The sequence below is a fragment of the Micromonospora sp. NPDC047187 genome (genome assembly GCF_040643355.1).
Lineage (GTDB): Bacteria > Actinomycetota > Actinomycetes > Mycobacteriales > Micromonosporaceae > Micromonospora > Micromonospora salmantinae.
In genome coordinates this window covers 53,391-71,083 of record NZ_JBEYUF010000006.1, presented here as the reverse complement: position 1 = coordinate 71,083, position 17,693 = coordinate 53,391, and the positions used below count along the sequence as shown (strand labels likewise).

Below are 17,693 nucleotides of genomic sequence, written 5' to 3'. Positions count from 1 at the left end.
CCCCGCCTCGCCCCGCCGTGGGGGCGCGCAGACGAGGGCGCGGACGCCTGAGGCCGGACAGGCGGGAGCCCCCGGTCCCGCTGGGGACCGGGGGCTCCGGACGTCGTCAGCTCAGCCGGCCTGCTCGGCGAGTTGGAGGAACTGCCGCTTGGAGGCGAGGGCCTGCTCCGCCTCCTTGATCCGGCGTGCGTCCCCGGCGCTCTGCGCCCGGGCCAGCCGGTCCTCGGCCTCCGCCACCTGCGCCCGCATCTGGGCGAGCAGCGGGTTGTCCTCCTTGGTGGTGCGGCGCCACGCCGAGTCCATCACGTCACGGACCTTGTCGTCGATGACGCGCAGTCGGCGCTCCAGCCCGGCGGCCGCCTCGCGGGGCACCCGGCCGGCCTCGTGCCACTGGGCCTGGATCTCCCGCAGCCTGGCCTGGGCGCCCTTCGGGTCGGCGTCGATGTCCAACGCCTCGGCCTCGGCGAGCAGGGCCTGCTTGCGCTCCAGGTTGCCGCGCTGCTCGTTGTCCCGTGCGGAGAAGACCTCGCTGCGCCGGCTGAAGAAGGCGTCCTGCGCACCCCGGAACCGTTCCCAGAGCTTCTGCTCGGCCTCCTTGGAGGCGCGCGGAGCGGCCTTCCACTGGGTCATCAGGTCCTTGAGCTGGTTCGCGGTGGCGGCCCAGTCGGTGGAGTCCGAGAGCTTCTCCGCTTCGGCGACCAACTCCTCCTTGGCGGTCTGTGCCTGCTTGCGCTGCGAGTCCAGGGAGGCGAAGTGGGCGCCGCGGCGGCGGGTGAAGCCGTCCCGGGCGGCGGCGAACCGCTTCCACAGCTCACCGTCGGCCTTCTTGTCGACCCCGCGGATGGTCTTCCACTCGTCGAGGATCTCCTTGAGCCGGTCCCCGGCGGTCTTCCACCCGGTGGATTCGGCGGCCAGCTTCTCGGCCTCCTCGACCAGCGCGGTCTTGCGGGCCAGGGCCTCGCCGCGAGCGGCGTCCCGGGCGGCGCGCGCTTCGCCGGCCTTCTCCTCGGCGAGGGTCGCCAGCTTGTCCAGGCGGGTGGCCAGCGCGTCGATGTCGCCGACCACGTTGGCCTCGGGCAGCGTGGCACGGATCCGCCGGATCGTGCTCAACGAGTGCCCGGCGTCCGCCGCACCCGACTTGAGTCGCGCCTCGGTCAGGTCCACCTCGGTCACCAGGTCGGCGAAGCGACGGGCGAAGTGTGCCAGGCCCTCCTCCGGTGCTCCCGCCTGCCAGGATCCGACCACCCGCTCTCCCTCGGTGGTCTTGACGTACACGGTGCCGTCCGCGTCCACCCGTCCGAAGGCAGTCCAGTCGCTCATGTGCCCATCCTCGTTCTCCCGGCGTCGAGGGATCGATCCCCCGTCGCCGCCACGGCGCAGCCAAGTTGCTTCCGGCATTGTCACAGGTCCGACCCGGTCCGCGTCGAGCGCCTATCGCCGACCGTGACCATACGGTGTCCTAGGGGCCTAATGACCGGATCGGCGCGGAGACGCACCGGGGATTCCCGCTACGGTGGACGGGTGCCACTGGTCGCCGCCGCCGTCTGCCCGCATCCGCCCCTGCTCGTGCCCGAGGTGGCCGGCTCGGCGGCCCCGGAGCTGGACGATCTGCGGGCGGCCTGTGACACCGCCGTACGCCGGCTGTTGGCCGCCGATCCGGACATTGTGGTGCTGGTGGGCACCGGCCCGGTGACCGGCCCGATCCGCACCCCGGCGACCGGCTCTCTCCAACCCTGGGGTGTCGACCTGGACGTGCCGTTGGTGCCCGGCCTTCCGGACCGGGGTGCGGTGCTGCCGTTGAGCCTGACCATCGGCGCGTGGTTGCTGGCCCGTCACGGCACCCGCCCGCCGGTGACGGCCGTGCAGGTGGCCGCCGACGCCGGCCCGGCCGAGCTGGCAGCGCTCGCCGACGAGGTCGGCGCCACCGGTGAACGGGTGGCGTCGCTGGTGCTCGGGGACGGGTCGGCCTGCCGGGGAGAGAAAGCACCCGGGTACGACGACGCGCGCGCCCTCCCGTACGACCACGGGGTTGCCGCGGCGCTGGCCGACGCGGACCTGGACGCCCTGCTCGACCTCGACCCGGTGGTGTCGACGGAGCTGAAGGCCGCCGGTCGCGCGCCCTGGCAGGTGCTCGCCGGCGCGGCCCGCGCGGCCGGTGGTGGGTGGCGCGGCGAGTTGCTGCACGACTCCGCCCCCTACGGGGTGGCCTACTTCGTGGCGTCCTGGGAGCGGGTGTGACGGGCACTGTCGTCGCGGTGGTCGGCCCGACCGCGGCTGGCAAGTCCGCGCTGAGCATCGCGTTGGCGCACGCCCTGGACGGCGAGGTGGTCAACGCCGACTCGATGCAGCTCTACCGGGGCATGGACATCGGCACCGCCAAGCTGACCCTCGCCGAGCGGGACGGGGTGCCGCATCACCTGCTGGACATCTGGGAGGTCACCGAGCCGGCGAGCGTCGCGGAGTACCAGCGACTGGCCCGCGCGGCGGTGGACGACATCCTGTCCCGGGGGCGGGTGCCGCTGTTGGTCGGTGGTTCCGGGCTGTACGTGCGGGCGGTGCTGGAGCGTTTCGAGTTCCCCGGCACGGACGCGGCGCTGCGGGAGCGGCTGGAACGGGAGTTGGCAGAGGTCGGTCCGGCCCCGCTGTACGCGCGGCTGCGCGCCGCCGACCCGGTCGCCGCCGAGGGCATCCTGCCGGGCAACGGCCGGCGGATCGTGCGGGCCCTGGAGGTGATCGAGCTCACCGGCGCGCCGTTCGCCGCCTCGCTGCCGCAGCCGACGCCGTACTACCCGTCGGTGCAGCTCGGCGTCGACCTGGACACCGGCGTGCTGGACGAGCGGATCGCGCTGCGGGTCGACCGGATGTGGGCCGACGGCCTGGTGCCGGAGACCCGTGAGCTGGTCGGGCGCGGGCTGGCCGAGGGGCGGACGGCGAGTCGGGCGCTGGGCTACCAGCAGGTGCTGCGCCTGCTCGCCGGTGAGCTGACCGAGGCGCAGGCGCACGACGAGACGGTCCGGGCGACCCGGCGCTTCGTCCGCCGGCAGCGGTCGTGGTTCCGGCGCGACCCGCGGATCCACTGGCTGGACTCGACGACCCCGGACCTGATCGGGGCCGCCCTGCGTCTGGTGCCGGCGGCTGCGCGATGATGGGGCTGTGGAGTTCACCAAGGGCCACGGCACCGGCAACGACTTCGTCCTCCTTCCCGACCCGGACGGTCAGCTCGACCTGACCCCGGAGCTGGTCGCGGCGCTCTGTGACCGGCGGCGGGGCATCGGCGCGGACGGCGTGCTGCGGGTGGTCCGCGCGGCCAAGCATCCGGACGGCGCGGGTCTGGCCGGCGAGGCCGAGTGGTTCATGGACTACTGGAACGCCGACGGCTCGTTCGCCGAGATGTGCGGCAACGGCGCCCGGGTCTTCGTGCGCTACCTGCTCGACACCGGGTTGGCCACGCCGGCCGGCGCGGCGCTGCCGGTGGCCACCCGGGCCGGCGTCGTGCGCGCGCTGGTCGAGGGCGACGTCGTGTCCGTCGAGATGCGCCGACCCCAGGTGTACGACAGTTCAGCCGCCACCCTCGGCGGGCTGACCCTGACCGGTGCGGTGGTGGACGTCGGCAACCCGCACCTGGTCTGCGTGCTGCCGGCCGGCGTGGAGCTGTCGGCGCTGGACCTGACCGTCGCGCCCGGGTTCGACCCGGCGGTCTTCCCGAGCGGGGTGAACGTCGAGTTCATCGTGGCGGGTGACCCGGTCGACGGCACCGACGAGCACAGCCTGATGCGGGTGTACGAGCGCGGCAGCGCCGAGACCCTGTCCTGCGGCACCGGTGCCTGCGCGGTGGGTGCCGTGGCGCTGCGCGACGCCGGCCGGGACACCGGCGTGGTCGCCGTGGACGTGCCCGGCGGCCGCCTAACGGTGACCGTCACGTCCGGCTCCTGCTGGCTCTCCGGCCCCGCCCTCCTGGTGGCCACCGGCGAACTGAACCCAACAGTGCTCCGCCCCTAACGGCCCCCCCCACGCCCCACCCCCACGCCCCACCCCCACCCGTGTTGATCAAGAGGTTTGCGTCAAGTTTCGCGTACTTCCTGACGCAAACCTCTTGATCAACGGCGCGGTTGGTGGGGGTGGGTCGTTGGCGCTTTTACGGGGTGGCGCTGGCGCTTGCCGCGATCTCGGGGAGGTCGGCGGGGCCGGGGTCGGCGGCCGGGAGCGGGCTCGGGTTGTGCGCGGCGGCGCGCACGGCGGCGGCGACCGCCGGGGCGACCCGGGAATCGAAGACGCTCGGCACGATCACCGTCGGGTTGATCTTTTCTTCGCCGACCACGTCCGCGATGGCCCGGGCGGCGGCGATGGCCATCTCCTCGGTGAACTCCTCGGCGTGCGCGTCCAGCATGCCGCGGAACACCCCAGGGAACGCGAGCACGTTGTTGATCTGGTTCGGCTGGTCGGAGCGGCCGGTGGCGACCACTGCGGCGTGCTTGCGCGCCTCCCGCGGGTCGACCTCCGGGTCCGGGTTCGCGAGGGCGAAGACGATCGAGTCCTTCGCCATCTGCGCGATGTCGTCGCCGGTGAGCAGGTTCGGCGCGCTGACCCCGATGAACACGTCGGCGCCGCGGATCGCGCCGGGCAGGTCGCCGGAGTAGTTCTCCTTGTTGGTGTTCTCCGCCAGCCACTGCCACGCCGAGTTGAGCCCGGTCAGCCCGCGGTGCAGGGCGCCCTCCCGGTCGCACGCGATGATGTCGCCGACGCCCTGGCGCAGCAGCAGCTTCATGATCGCGGTGCCGGCCGCGCCGGCGCCCGAGACGACCACCCGGACGTCCTCGAGCCGCTTGCCCACCACCCGCAACGCGTTCGTCAGCGCGGCCAGCACGCAGATCGCGGTGCCGTGCTGATCGTCGTGGAAGACCGGGATGTCCAGCGCCTCGCGCAGCCGGGCCTCGATCTCGAAGCAGCGCGGCGCGGCGATGTCCTCCAGGTTGATGCCGCCGTAGGCCGGCGCGATCGCCTTGACGATCTGCACGATCTCGTCGGTGTCCTGGGTGTCCAGCACCACCGGCCAGGCGTCCACCCCGCCGAAGCGCTTGAACAGCGCGGCCTTGCCCTCCATCACCGGCAGCGAGGCGGCCGGGCCGAGGTTGCCCAGGCCGAGCACCGCCGAGCCGTCGCTGACCACAGCGACGGTGTTGCGCTTGATGGTCAGTCGCCGGGCGTCGGCCGGGTTCTCGGCGATCGCCATGCAGACCCGGGCCACCCCCGGGGTGTACGCGCGGGACAGCTCGTCGCGGTTGCGCAGCGCGACCTTCGAGGTCACCTCGATCTTGCCGCCCAGGTGCAGCAGGAACGTCCGGTCCGACACCTTGCGCACGTCCACGCCGTCCAGCGCGGTCAGCGCGTCGACCACCTGGTCGGCGTGACCGGAGTCGGCGGTGTCGCAGGTCAGGTCGACGATCACATGGGTCGGGTCCGAGTCCACCACGTCCAGCGCCGTGACGATCGCCCCGGCCTCGCCGACGGAGGTGGTGAGTCGGCCGATCGAGGAGGCGTCCGCGGTCACGGCGATCCGGATGGTGATCGAAAATCCGGCGCTGGGCATTCGGGTGATGGCCACGGGATCCCTCCGTAACGGCTGTGCGGCCGTTCGGCCGCCGCCCGCATTTCTACCGGGTTGTCGCGGCCGACCAGCATTCGCCCCCACTTTTGGCGACCTTCGCCATGGGCATATAGCAGGTGCGTTCGGCGTTGTGTCATGTCAGGATTACGTTCTACTTATCAAAACGGACAGGAGAACCGCTTGCGAGACCAGGAGAGCTTTGTCCCCGTCGAGGACGAGCTCGACGACGTCACCACCGGCGAGATGGAGCTGTCGGAGCGGCAGTCCCTCCGACGCGTCCCGGGCCTGTCAACCGAGCTCACCGACGTCACCGAGGTGGAATACCGCCAGCTGCGGCTGGAGCGGGTCGTCCTGGTGGGCGTCTGGACCGAAGGCACTGTCACCGACGCGGAAAACTCGCTGACCGAGCTTGCCGCGCTGGCCGAGACCGCCGGTTCGCAGGTGCTCGAAGGGCTCATCCAACGTCGTACCCGACCCGACCCGGCCACGTACATCGGCCGCGGCAAGGTCGACGATCTTGGCGCGGTGGTGCTTTCCACCGGCGCCGACACTGTCATCTGTGACGGTGAGCTGTCCCCGTCGCAGTTGCGCAACCTGGAGCAGCGCACCAAGGTCAAGGTCGTCGACCGCACCGCGCTGATCCTCGACATCTTCGCCCAGCACGCCAAGAGCAAGGAAGGTAAGGCGCAGGTCGAGCTGGCCCAGCTCCAATACCTGCTGCCGCGACTGCGCGGTTGGGGTGAGACGCTCTCCCGGCAGACCGGTGGTTCCGGCCGGGGCGGCGGCGCCGGCGGCGGTGTGGGTGTTCGTGGTCCCGGTGAGACCAAGCTGGAGACCGACCGGCGGCGCATCCGTCACCGCATCTCCCGGCTGCGTCGCGAGATCAAGAGCATGAAGACGGTACGCGTGACCAAGCGCGCCCGGCGTTCCCGCAACGCCGTTCCCGCTGTGGCCATCGCCGGCTACACCAACGCCGGCAAGTCCAGCCTGCTCAACCGTCTGACCGGCGCGGGCGTGCTGGTGGAGAACGCGCTGTTCGCCACGCTGGACCCGACGACCCGCAAGGCCACCACCTCGGACGGGCGGCTCTACACCCTCTCCGACACGGTGGGCTTCGTCCGACACCTTCCGCACCAGATCGTCGAGGCGTTCCGCTCGACGCTGGAGGAGGTCGCGGAGGCGGATCTGGTGGTGCACGTCGTGGACGGCACCCACCCGGATCCGGAGGAGCAGGTCCGGGCGGTCCACGCGGTGCTTGCCGAGGTCAGCGCGGACCGGCTCCCCGAGCTGTTGGTGGTCAACAAGACCGACGCGGCCGACGAGGACACTCTGCTGCGGCTCAAGCGGCTCTGGCCGGACGCGATCTTCGTGTCCGCGCACTCCGGGCGGGGCATGGACGAGCTGCGCGCGGCGATCGAGGAGCGGCTGCCGAGTCCGGCCGTGGAGGTTCGGGCCGTGCTGCCGTACGACCGGGGCGACCTGGTGGCTCGGGCGCACCGCACCGGTGAGGTGCTCAGCACGTCGCACCTGCCGGAGGGCACTCTGCTGCACGTCCGAGTGGGTGCGGAGCTTGCCGCGGAGCTGATGGCCTTCGACGTGGAGCGGCAGGGGCAGGCGGCCGGCAGCCGGTCCTGAGCGGCCACGGCGTCATCCACCGGAAACGCGCGGCATGCGACACTGGCCGAATGCGCCGCGTTGTTTCCTCGGTCACGGTTGCCCTCGGCCTGCTCGGGGCAACCGTGGCGCTCGCCGGAGTCGCCGCAGCGGCTCCCGCCCCTGGGGCGTCGGGGCCGCCCGCCGCGAACCCTGGCCAGAAGCGATGCACGATCACCGACGAGCGCCTACGGGAGCTGTCCGGGCTGGTCGCCACCAAGAGTGGCTACATCGTCATCAACGACGGCACCGACGTCGCGGCGCGCAAGCGGGTGTTCTTCCTCGACAGTAAGTGCAAGATCTCGAAGGAGCCGGTCCGCTACTCGGGGCAGGGTCCGTTCGACACCGAGGATCTCGCCCTGTCCAAGGACGGCCGCACACTCTGGATCGCCGACACCGGTGACAACCCCGACTCGAAGGAGCGCCGCAGCCGCGTCGCACTCTGGTCGATGCCGGTCACCGGCGCCAAGCAGCCGACGCTGCACCGGCTCTCCTACCCGGAGGCCAAACCGCACGACGCTGAGGCGTTGCTCATCGGCGACGACGGAAAACCGCTGATCATCACCAAGGTGACCAGCGGCAAGGCCGAGATCTACACGCCGTCGGCGGCCCTCAAGAGCGGCGACACCGACCCGGTGCCGATGCGTAAGGCCGGCGAGCTCACGCTGCCGAAGACCCAGACGGAGAACACCCTCAACACGTTCGGCCGGATCGCCATCACCGGCGCATCCCGGGCACCGGACGGCTCCCGCGTGGTCCTGCGCACGTACGCGGACGCCTTCGAGTTCGACGTGACCGGTGGCGACATCGTGGGTGCGCTCACCACCGGCAAGCCGAGGGTGACGCCGCTGGCCGACCCGTTCGGCGAGGCCATCAGCTACACCTCGGACGGAAAGTCGTTCCTCACCGTCTCCGACGCGGGCCGGTTCACCGAGGACGAGCCGGTCGACATTCTCGGCTACACCCCGTCCACGTCGACCGCCGTGCCACTGAGTGCCGAGGACGGCGCCAAACCGGCCGCGTCGAAGTCCTGGACCGACGGGCTGAGCCTGGACGACATCACGTACCTGGTCGGGGCGGTCGGGCTGATCGGCCTGCTGTTGGTCGCCGCCGGAATCTTCGGCATCGTTCGCGCCCGCCGTCGGCCGCCGACCGCTGACGCGTCCGACCCGTCGGGTCCGGACGATGAGCCGTTCGGCCCGCGCGCGGGCCGTGCCGTTGACGGGTTCCCGGCCGACGATGACCGCAGGGGTGGTGTCTACGGGGGCGCCGCCCCGGCCGGCGGCGCGGTCTACGGCGGTGGTGCGGTTCGCGGCGGTCCGGCCCCGGCGGGTGGTGCGGGTCGTGGTGGCCCGGCCCCGGCGGGTGGTGCCGTGTACGGCGGTGGCGGCCGGCCGGCCTCGGCTGACGGTGGCTACCGTGCGCCGCGACCGGACGGCGGCGGTGCTGGCGTTTACGGCGGCGGCGGTCGTCCCCCGGCTGGCGGCGGCGGTCGTCCTCCCGCCAGTGGCGGCGGTCGCCCCCCGGCTGGTGGCGGTGGTCGTCCGCAGGGTGGTGGTGGCGGTCGTCCGCAGGGCGGCGGTGGCCGTCCTGGCGGTGGCGTCTACGGCGGCGACGGCGGTCAGCCCGGTCGCGCGGAGCCGCCCCGGCGCGGCGGGCAGGAGCCCGACTACCGGGGTCAACGGCCCGGCCGGCGACGTGACGACGACGCGCCCATCGACCCGTACGGGCAGTATCCCGGGGGCGGTCGCGGTCCCCGGGGCGACCGTTACTGATCGGCGCTGAAGCGCTCATTCGTCCTGACCGAGCGGTGCGGGTGAGCGCTGTCGGCACCCACCCGCCGATCGATCAGATCCGGCGTAGCACCGCCACGACCCGGCCCATGATGGTGGCGTCATCGCCGGGGATCGGGTCGAAGGCCGGGTTCTGCGGCATCAGCCAGACGTGCCCGTCGCGCCGCCGGTAGGTCTTCACTGTCGCCTCGCCGTCGAGCATGGCGGCCACGATCTCGCCCGAGTCCGCGGTCGGCTGCTGCCGGACCACCACCCAGTCGCCGTCGCAGATCGCCGCGTCGAGCATCGAGTCGCCCTTGACCTGGAGCATGAAGACCTCGCCCTCACCCACCAGCTCGCGGGGGAGCGGGAAGATGTCCTCCACGGCCTGCTCGGCGAGGATCGGCCCACCGGCGGCGATCCGACCGAGCATCGGCACGTATGCCGGGGTGGGCCGCTGTGCCCTGGACAGCTCGTCGTCGATCGCCTCGCTGGGGGCACGGACGTCCACCGCGCGCGGCCGGTTCGGGTCGCGGCGCAGGAAGCCCTTCTTCTCCAGCTCCTTGAGCTGGTAGGCGACGCTGGACGGCGACACCAGGCCGACCGCCTCGCCGATCTCGCGGACGCTCGGCGGGTAGCCGTGGCGCTCCACCCAGTTGCGGATGAACTCCAGGATGCGCCGTTGGCGGGCGGTCAGGTCGACCGTCACCGGGTCGGGGAAGGCGCTGACCACCGGGGTGACCGGGCGCACGGCGGGCTGACCCGTCCGGCTGCGCGCGGCGCTGCGGCGTCGGGTGGCCGGCGGGCCCGCCTCGGTGATCTGCTGCGGGCTCTTCGGCCGGCTGGCCCGGTCCTCGGTCACGTCCGTCCTCCCTGGTCGGCGCTGGGTGCCTCGTCGGCTCGTGGTGCGTGCGGTGGTGCCACGTTGTTCATGACCGTATAGGTGAGATCAGTCATTTTCAAACATCTGTACGACCTCTCATCGGCGTGTCGGGGTGAAAAAGCGCTCCCGTCGTACGGATGTTCTGATAAATGGTACGTCAGGTAGCACTGGTGTTCGATCCTGGACCATTTTCCGGCCGCGTTCGGCCGGCTGGCCGGTAACCCGGGCGGCATCGTGACGTTGGGTCTTCGGGCGCTGTGCGGTGCGTGGATGACCGGATGGTCCGTGACGCGCCGGACACGCCGGCCAACTTGACCCGGCTTCCCCAGCGACATACGGTCGACCCCTAGATGTAGTAGTGACACGGGCGTAAGTTGCCTACAGGTTGGGTCTGACTACCGACCGCACTCCCGTAACGTCGATCACGGCGAGCGCCATCCGAGGATGGCACCGTCGCGGTGAGTCGTGCCCGGGGGTGTCCGGTGTGCTCGCAGTTGATCATTATTAGGAGGTGGGCGATGCGGTGTCCGTACTGCCGGCACGCTGACTCCCGGGTGGTCGACTCGCGGGAGGCCGACGACGGCCAGCTCATCCGACGGCGGCGGTCCTGCCCGGAGTGCGGCAAGCGGTTCACCACCGTCGAGGAGGCGGTCCTCGCTGTCGTCAAGCGCAGCGGGGTGACCGAGCCGTTCAGTCGCACGAAGATCATCGGCGGGGTGCGTAAGGCGTGCCAGGGCCGGCCGGTGGACGACGACTCACTCGCGCTGCTCGCGCAGCGGGTGGAGGAGACGGTCCGGGCCAAGGGGGCCGCCGAGATCCCCAGCCACGACGTGGGCCTGGCGATCCTGGGTCCGCTACGCGACCTGGACGAGATCGCCTACCTGCGGTTCGCCAGCGTCTACCGCTCGTTCGACTCGCTCGCCGACTTCGAGCGCGAGATCGAGACGTTGCGGGCCGCGGCGCAAGCCCGGGAGCAGGGCCGGGCCGATGCGGTCGAGGCCGCCGGCCGTACCAGCTGAGTCTTCACAGTTTTTCAAGAGATTGGGACGCGCGGTGGGTGACCGCGCAGACGAGGGGGGCGACGGCGTGACTACTAGCCGTTCACGAAGCAAGGCAGGCGCGGGGCTGAAGATCGAGCGGGTGTGGACGACCGAGGGGGTCCACCCGTACGACGAGGTCTCCTGGGAGCGCCGTGACGTCGTGATGACGAACTGGCGGGACGGCTCGATCAACTTCGAGCAGCGTGGGGTGGAGTTCCCGGAGTCGTGGAGCGTCAACGCGGCAAACATCGTGACCACCAAGTACTTCCGGGGAGCGGTGGGGACCCCGGAGCGCGAGTGGTCGCTCAGGCAGCTGATCGACCGGGTGGTCACCACCTACCGCACCGCGGGTGAGGAGTACGGCTACTTCGCCAGCCCGGCCGACGCCGAGGTGTTCGCGCACGAGCTGACCTGGATGCTGCTGAACCAGGTGTTCAGCTTCAACTCGCCGGTCTGGTTCAACGTCGGCACGCCGTCGCCGCAGCAGGTCAGCGCCTGCTTCATCCTGGCCGTCGACGACTCGATGGACTCGATCCTCGACTGGTACAAGGAGGAGGGGCTGATCTTCAAGGGCGGCTCCGGCTCCGGAGTCAACCTGTCGCGCATCCGCTCGTCCCGTGAGCTGCTCTCCTCCGGCGGCACCGCCTCCGGCCCGGTCAGCTTCATGCGCGGCGCGGACGCCTCCGCCGGCACCATCAAGTCCGGCGGCGCGACCCGCCGGGCGGCCAAGATGGTCATCATCGACGTGGACCACCCGGACATCGAGGAGTTCGTGGTCACGAAGGCGCGCGAGGAGGACAAGATCCGCGCCCTGCGTGACGCCGGGTTCGACATGGACCTCGGCGGCTCCGACATCGTCAGCGTGCAGTACCAGAACGCCAACAACTCGGTCCGGGTCTCCGACGAGTTCATGTCGGCGGTCGAGAACGGCAAGGGCTTCGACCTGCGCGGCCGGCTGGACGGCTCGGTGATCGACACCGTCGACGCCAAGAAGCTGTTCCGCACCATCTCCCAGGCCGCCTGGGAGTGCGCCGACCCGGGCCTGCAGTACGACGACACGATCAACGACTGGCACACCTGCCCGGAGACCGGGCGGATCACCGCCTCGAACCCGTGCTCGGAGTACCTGCACCTGGACAACTCCTCGTGCAACCTGGCCTCGCTCAACCTGATGAAGTTCCTCCGCGCCGACGGTGGCTTCGAGGTGGAGAAGTTCGTCAAGTCCGTCGAGTTCGTCATCACCGCGATGGACATCTCGATCTGCTTCGCGGACTTCCCGACCGAGAAGATCGGTGAGACGTCCCGCGCCTACCGGCAGCTCGGCATCGGCTACGCCAACCTGGGCGCCCTGCTGATGGCCACCGGCCTGCCGTACGACTCGGACCAGGGCCGCTCGGTCGCCGCGTCGATCACGTCCCTGATGACCGGCACCGCCTACCGCCGTTCGGCCGAGCTGGCCGGCGTCGTCGGCCCGTACGACGGCTACGCCCGTAACGCCGAGCCGCACAAGCGGGTCATGCGCAAGCACGCCGCGGCCAACGACGAGATCAAGCCGACCAGCCCGGTGGCCACCGCTATCGTCCGCGAGGCGACCAAGCAGTGGACCCAGGGCAACAAGATCGGTGACAAGAACGGTTGGCGCAACGCGCAGGCGAGCGTCCTCGCCCCGACCGGCACGATCGGCTTCATGATGGACTGCGACACGACCGGTGTGGAGCCGGACCTGGCGCTGGTCAAGTTCAAGAAGCTGGTCGGCGGCGGCTCGATGCAGATCGTCAACCAGACGGTGCCGCGCGCCCTGCGCAGCCTCGGCTACCCCGAGGAGCAGGTCGAGGCGATCGTCGAGCACATCGCCGACCACGGCCACGTGGTGGACGCCCCCGGCCTCAAGCCGGAGCACTACCCGGTCTTCGACTGCGCCATGGGCGAGCGGACGATCGCCCCGATGGGTCACGTGCGGATGATGGCGGCCATCCAGCCGTTCGTCTCCGGCGCCATCTCCAAGACGGTCAACATGCCGGAGGCGGCCACCGTCGAGGACGTCGAGAAGATCTACTTCGAGGGCTGGAAGCTCGGCCTCAAGGCGCTGGCGATCTACCGGGACAACTGCAAGGTCGGCCAGCCGCTCTCGGTGGCCAAGTCCAACAAGGCCACCGAGTCGGCCGCCGTCGAGACCGCAGCGGCCGCGCCGGCCGCGGTCGAGAAGGTCATCGAGTACCGGCCGGTGCGTAAGCGCCTGCCGAAGAAGCGCCCGTCCGAGACGGTCAGCTTCTCCGTCGGTGGCGCCGAGGGCTACCTGACCGCGTCGTCCTACCCAGACGACGGCCTCGGTGAGGTCTTCCTGAAGATGTCCAAGCAGGGCTCGACCCTGGCCGGCGTGATGGACGCCTTCTCGGTGGCCATCAGCATCGGCCTCCAGTACGGCGTGCCGCTGGAGACGTTCGTCAGCAAGTTCACCAACATGCGCTTCGAGCCGGCCGGCATGACCGACGACCCGGACGTGCGGATGGCGGCCTCGGTGATGGACTACATCTTCCGTCGCCTGGCGCTGGACTTCCTGCCCTACGAGCGTCGCGCCGAGCTGGGCATCTTCACCGCCTCGGAGCGGGCCGCGCAGCTGCGGGCCGAGGCCGACGCGGAGGCTGCTGGCGTCACCGGCGCCGAGCTCACCGCGATGGCGTCGTCCGCGCCGGTGGAGACCCCGGCCAAGCCGGAGGCTGTCGCCCAGCCGGCCCAGGAGATGGCCGACGTGGCCGCCGCCAAGCCGGCTCCGAGCGTGGGTTCCAGCACCGAACTGCTGGAGGCCGTGATCGGCAAGGCCGCCGACGCGCCGCTCTGCTTCACCTGCGGTACGAAGATGCGGCCCGCCGGTAGCTGCTACGTCTGCGAGGGCTGCGGCTCCACCAGCGGCTGCAGCTGACGTACGCGAAACGCGGCGCCGCCCCGGCTTCCCTCAAGGGAGTCGGGGCAGCGCCGTTTCCAGTTGCTCGTCATGACGGCACCCCCATGATCAAGTGATGAAACACCCTTGCGCTAGGCGCAGTGGCCATCCGTCACCTGCACCGCCTCGTCGATCAAGGAGTTGTGGTGAGTGACAAAGCGCTCGGAGAACCCCAAACCAGACACCACAACCCCATGATCGACGAGGGCGGCCCGCCTGCATGCCGCGATCTTGCACTTTCTGTCGCGGCGTAGCGGGCATTCCGCGCATCTGGGCGACGGAAACTGCAAGATCGGCGCGGGTGGGCTCGGCAGCCGAAGGTGACGGTGTTGAAAAGTAGGTCCGAGGGGTCATCTCTGACCTACTTTTCATCACTTGATCACAGTGGACCGGACGGTGCTCGGGTCAGTCGTACGACGACGGTTGTTGTCGTCGCCCCTCGGTTGGGCGTGGTGGGTGGGTGGGTGGTTGTGCTTGGCTCATTCGTCTACCTCGTCAGCGTTCGAGATCGTCGTTCCGATCAGGCGCGCGATCGGCTCAGGGAAGCCGGGGCGACGGGTGATCTGCAGTACTGGCTGACGCGACACGTTGAACAGGGGGCGCGGCTGTGTCGTTGAATCTCTACATGGGGTCCTACCTGGTCTGGGCGGCCGAGGACCTGGCCTGGGTGCCCGCCGGGCTGCTGCACCGGCGCTTCCTGGGCTGGGTCCGGCGACCTCATCCGGCGAGACGCGCAGGTAGCCGCCTCGATCACTTGATGCTGAGTAGGTGTGGACGAGCCGTTCTGACTACTCAGCATCAAGTGATCTTGGTGATGGCGGCGGAACCGGGTTACTGGCTCGCTCGCTCGGCGGCGCGTACGGCGTTGCGGAACAGCATCGCGACGGTGGTCGGCCCGACCCCGCCGACCCGGGGCGTGATGGCGCCGGCTACCTCCGCGCACGATTCGTCCACGTCCGGCAGGAGGCGCCGGCCTTCGTAGCGGACGCCGGCGCCGATGACGACGGCGCCGGGCTTGACGTGCTCGGGCTGCACGATCCCGGGTACGCCGGCGGCGGCGACGAGGATGTCGGCGCGGCGGGTGTAGCGGCCCCAGTCCGGCACGCCGGTGTGGACGACGGTGACGGCGGCGTTGGCGGTCGGGCGCTTCTGGGCGAGCATCATCGCCAGGGGGCGGCCAAGGGTGGCGCCCCGGCCGAGGATGACGACCTCACGACCGGCGACGGGGATCTCGTAGTAGGCCAGCAGGGCTTCGATGCCGGCGGGGGTGCACGGCAGCGGGCCGGGCAGGCCGACGGCGAGACGCCCCATGTTCAGCGGATGCATGCCGTCGACGTCCTTGTCCGGGTCGATGGTCTGCAACGCCGCGTCGTAGTCCAGGTGCCCCGGAACGGGGTACTGCACGAGCAGCCCGTGTACGGCCGGGTCGCTGTTGAATCGGGCAATGGCCTGGTGCAGCTCGGCCTGGGTGGCGGTGGCCGGCAGATGCACGTGCGGGGAGGCGAACCCGAGCGCGGCGGCCTGACGCTGCTTGATGGCGATGTAACCGGCACTGGCGTCGTCGTCGCCGACGAGGATGGTGGCGAGGCTCGGGGTGATCCCGCGGCTGCGTAGGCGGGTGGCTGCGGCGGCCGTCTCGGCCAGGACGGCTTCGGCGACGGGTGCACCCGGCAGGAGCCGGGCCGTGCCCGAGGGGGTGTGCTGGTCGGCGGATTGGCTGGTCGTGGTCATGACGGTTCCTCGACGCAGGCGCCCAGGCGGTCGACGCCCGCGAGAGGCTCCCCGATGGTTCCACCATCCCCGTGCCGCCAGTCGCCGGTGGTTCGATAATGCCGCATCACCAGGGCAACTGCCCAGCGAGGGGGAGCGCGGCGGGGAGGACCCCCGCCGCGCCCACGGTCCCTGACGGTCGCCGGCCGGTGGGGTCAGTGCTTGCCGGTGTACCGGAAGTCGAAGTAGTCGATGTTGAAGTTCTGGTACGCGGACGCATCCATGCTGATCACGAACTCGTGGGTGCCCCGCGTCAGGTACTGCGTCTCGGGCAGCGGCTGAAGCGTGAACGCGTCGTGCGAGGTCGTGGTCCGCACGTCGACCGGGGCGACCTGCGCGCCGTTCCTGATCGCCAGGTCGATCGCCGGTACGGAGTTCTCCGGCGCGCCCCGCCAGTAGCCGCGGTGCGCCACCACCATCACCGGAGCGTCCGGCCGGTGGTCGAGGTACTGACGTCGTACCTGCTCGATCGTCTGAGCGGGTGGCTTGGGGCGGTCACCCTCGACGCTCGCGCCCGTCGCGGTCGTCGCGTTTCCGATCGCGCCGGCCACGGCGGGCGGTACGAGGCCCACCACGACACCGGTCGCCACTGCGGCGAAGCCCCAGCTCATCCACTGTCTACGCACTGGTTCCACTCCCAGGTCCGCTGCTGCCGGCCGGATCTCAGCTGGTACGACCGTCCACTCAGCCTGGTAAACCAGGCGAGGCGACGGCTGAACGGATCGTGGAATCCCCGCGAAGGATCATGGAAGTCTGACCATGCACGGCCCCGGTCCTTCCGGGTCGACCGGCCGGGCCAGCTGCCCGGAGAGGTGATGGGCTCGCCCCAGGTCAGGGCTGGACGAACAGGGGGCCGTAGTTCGAACGGAAGATCTGCTCGCCGAGGCGGCGCATCACCAGGTCGCGCAGCGCGGGCGGGAGCCCGGTGGCCTTGTCGCGGCGATGGGTCTGGCTGAGCACCCACTCGGTACGCGGGCGGCGCCGCGCCTCGTACCCGCGCAGGGCTTCGGCAACGGACCCGGCGGTGGCCAACGACGACGCGAGCACGACCGCGTCCTCCAGGGCCATCGCCGCGCCCTGGGCCATGTTCGGCGAGGTGGCGTGGGCGGCGTCGCCGATCAGCAGCACCGGACCCCGGGACCAGGAGTCGAGCACGACCTCCTGGTTCGGCCCCGCGTGCAGGGTGCTGTCGTCGTAGTCGAGGGCCTTGAGCATGGTGGCCACCGGCTCGGTGAACGTCGCGGTCAGCTCGTCGCGCCAGCCGGGCCGGTCGGCCACCGGGCCGTCGTTGTAGTAGCAGTACGTCTGCTCGGCGCTGATCGGGATGGTCAGGAACTGCCTCCCGCGCCCCAACTGCACCGACCAGACCGGCTCGTCGTCGACGCGGGGAGCGACCCACCGGTACGCGTACTGGCCGAGGTCGCGGGCCGCCTGGCCGTCGAAGGCGAGCCGGCGGACGGTCGAGTTCACCCCGTCCGCGCCGAGCACCAGGTCGTACCGTTCGCTGCTGTCGTCGTCGAACTCGACGGCGACCTGGTCGCCCTCGGCAAGGAGCGCGACCGGTTGGCGGCCCCAGCGGATCGGGGTGTCGCCGACGCCGGCGAGCAGCGCCCGGTGCAGCTGCGCCCGGGGCAGCGACACGCACGGCCCGACGCCCCGCCACAGCGCGGCCACGTCGATGTCGAAGAGCCGACGCCCGCGCTGGTTGGCGCTGCGCTGCCGGGTGATCTCCACGGAGACGTCGACGACCGGCTCGGCCAGACCGAGTACGTCGAGCATCCGGGTCGCGTTGCCGGTGAGGTAGATGCCGGTGCCGGAGTCGGTCGGCCCGGCTGCCCGCTCGACCACCTCGACAGTGGCACCCCACTCGCGTAGCGCGGCCACCGTCGCCAGTCCGGCGACACCTCCGCCGACAATCAGTACCCGGACACCGGCACCCCGCACGACACGCTCCTCCCCGTTGCCCTGCCCGACCCCGCTGAGCTGCTGCTCAACGGTCCAGCCGCCGCAGCACTCTACGAGGCGGGTG

The 17,693-nt window shown here is 70.9% G+C and carries 13 protein-coding genes; 7 read left to right on the top strand and 6 right to left on the bottom strand.

From position 1 onward, the window contains the following. Window positions 1-111: 111 nt before the first annotated feature. Window positions 112-1,320 (bottom strand): DUF349 domain-containing protein, encoded by a 1,209-nt coding sequence (locus ABZ794_RS12975; RefSeq protein WP_210785987.1) that lies wholly within the window; start codon window positions 1,318-1,320, stop codon window positions 112-114. A gap of 150 nt (window positions 1,321-1,470) precedes the next feature. On the opposite strand from ABZ794_RS12975, the gene ABZ794_RS12970 reads away from it, so the two are divergent. Genes ABZ794_RS12970 through dapF form a run of 3 tightly spaced genes read left to right on the top strand, consistent with a single transcriptional unit; the run spans window position 1,471 to window position 3,999 of the window. After that, window positions 1,471-2,238, top strand: a complete 768-nt coding sequence (locus tag ABZ794_RS12970) for a hypothetical protein (protein ID WP_210785986.1) — start codon at window positions 1,471-1,473, stop codon at window positions 2,236-2,238. Continuing rightward, complete coding sequence (gene miaA, locus ABZ794_RS12965) at window positions 2,235-3,146, top strand: tRNA (adenosine(37)-N6)-dimethylallyltransferase MiaA (protein WP_210785985.1); 912 nt, start codon at window positions 2,235-2,237, stop codon at window positions 3,144-3,146. The genes ABZ794_RS12970 and miaA overlap by 4 nt, the downstream gene beginning before the upstream one ends. Before the next feature lie 7 nt (window positions 3,147-3,153). After that, on the top strand, window positions 3,154-3,999 hold the full coding sequence (dapF, locus tag ABZ794_RS12960) for a diaminopimelate epimerase (RefSeq protein WP_210785984.1): 846 nt from the start codon (window positions 3,154-3,156) through the stop codon (window positions 3,997-3,999). A gap of 136 nt (window positions 4,000-4,135) precedes the next feature. Here the strand turns inward: dapF and ABZ794_RS12955 are convergent, their stop codons facing one another. Continuing rightward, window positions 4,136-5,602, bottom strand: a complete 1,467-nt coding sequence (locus tag ABZ794_RS12955; protein WP_210786372.1) for an NAD-dependent malic enzyme — start codon at window positions 5,600-5,602, stop codon at window positions 4,136-4,138. Between the two features lie 183 nt (window positions 5,603-5,785). On the opposite strand from ABZ794_RS12955, the gene hflX reads away from it, so the two are divergent. Together hflX and ABZ794_RS12945 are read left to right on the top strand one after the other, a co-directional pair. After that, window positions 5,786-7,240, top strand: coding sequence for a GTPase HflX (gene hflX, locus ABZ794_RS12950; protein WP_210786371.1), 1,455 nt, complete (start codon window positions 5,786-5,788; stop codon window positions 7,238-7,240). A 50-nt stretch (window positions 7,241-7,290) separates the two neighbouring features. Next, window positions 7,291-9,033, top strand: coding sequence for a hypothetical protein (locus ABZ794_RS12945; RefSeq protein WP_210786370.1), 1,743 nt, complete (start codon window positions 7,291-7,293; stop codon window positions 9,031-9,033). Between the two features lie 73 nt (window positions 9,034-9,106). Here ABZ794_RS12945 and lexA read toward each other — a convergent pair whose 3' ends face one another. Continuing rightward, window positions 9,107-9,892, bottom strand: coding sequence for a transcriptional repressor LexA (lexA, locus tag ABZ794_RS12940; protein ID WP_210786369.1), 786 nt, complete (start codon window positions 9,890-9,892; stop codon window positions 9,107-9,109). 539 nt (window positions 9,893-10,431) lie between these two features. On the opposite strand from lexA, the gene nrdR reads away from it, so the two are divergent. Together nrdR and ABZ794_RS12930 are read left to right on the top strand one after the other, a co-directional pair. Then, window positions 10,432-10,932, top strand: coding sequence for a transcriptional regulator NrdR (nrdR, locus tag ABZ794_RS12935; RefSeq protein ID WP_210786368.1), 501 nt, complete (start codon window positions 10,432-10,434; stop codon window positions 10,930-10,932). Window positions 10,933-10,966: 34 nt separating this feature from the next. After that, complete coding sequence (locus ABZ794_RS12930) at window positions 10,967-13,873, top strand: vitamin B12-dependent ribonucleotide reductase (protein ID WP_210786375.1); 2,907 nt, start codon at window positions 10,967-10,969, stop codon at window positions 13,871-13,873. An 852-nt stretch (window positions 13,874-14,725) separates the two neighbouring features. Here the strand turns inward: ABZ794_RS12930 and ABZ794_RS12925 are convergent. The 3 genes from ABZ794_RS12925 to ABZ794_RS12915 form a co-directional block, all read right to left on the bottom strand. Then, window positions 14,726-15,625: a bifunctional 5,10-methylenetetrahydrofolate dehydrogenase/5,10-methenyltetrahydrofolate cyclohydrolase gene (locus ABZ794_RS12925; protein ID WP_210786367.1), complete on the bottom strand. Its 900-nt coding sequence runs from the start codon at window positions 15,623-15,625 to the stop codon at window positions 14,726-14,728. A 194-nt stretch (window positions 15,626-15,819) separates the two neighbouring features. Further along, a complete protein-coding gene (locus ABZ794_RS12920) occupies window positions 15,820-16,290 on the bottom strand; it encodes a hypothetical protein (RefSeq protein WP_357515627.1) in 471 nt (156 codons plus the stop codon). 205 nt (window positions 16,291-16,495) lie between these two features. Continuing rightward, complete coding sequence (locus ABZ794_RS12915) at window positions 16,496-17,608, bottom strand: FAD-dependent monooxygenase (protein ID WP_307850673.1); 1,113 nt, start codon at window positions 17,606-17,608, stop codon at window positions 16,496-16,498. Window positions 17,609-17,693 lie beyond the last annotated feature (85 nt).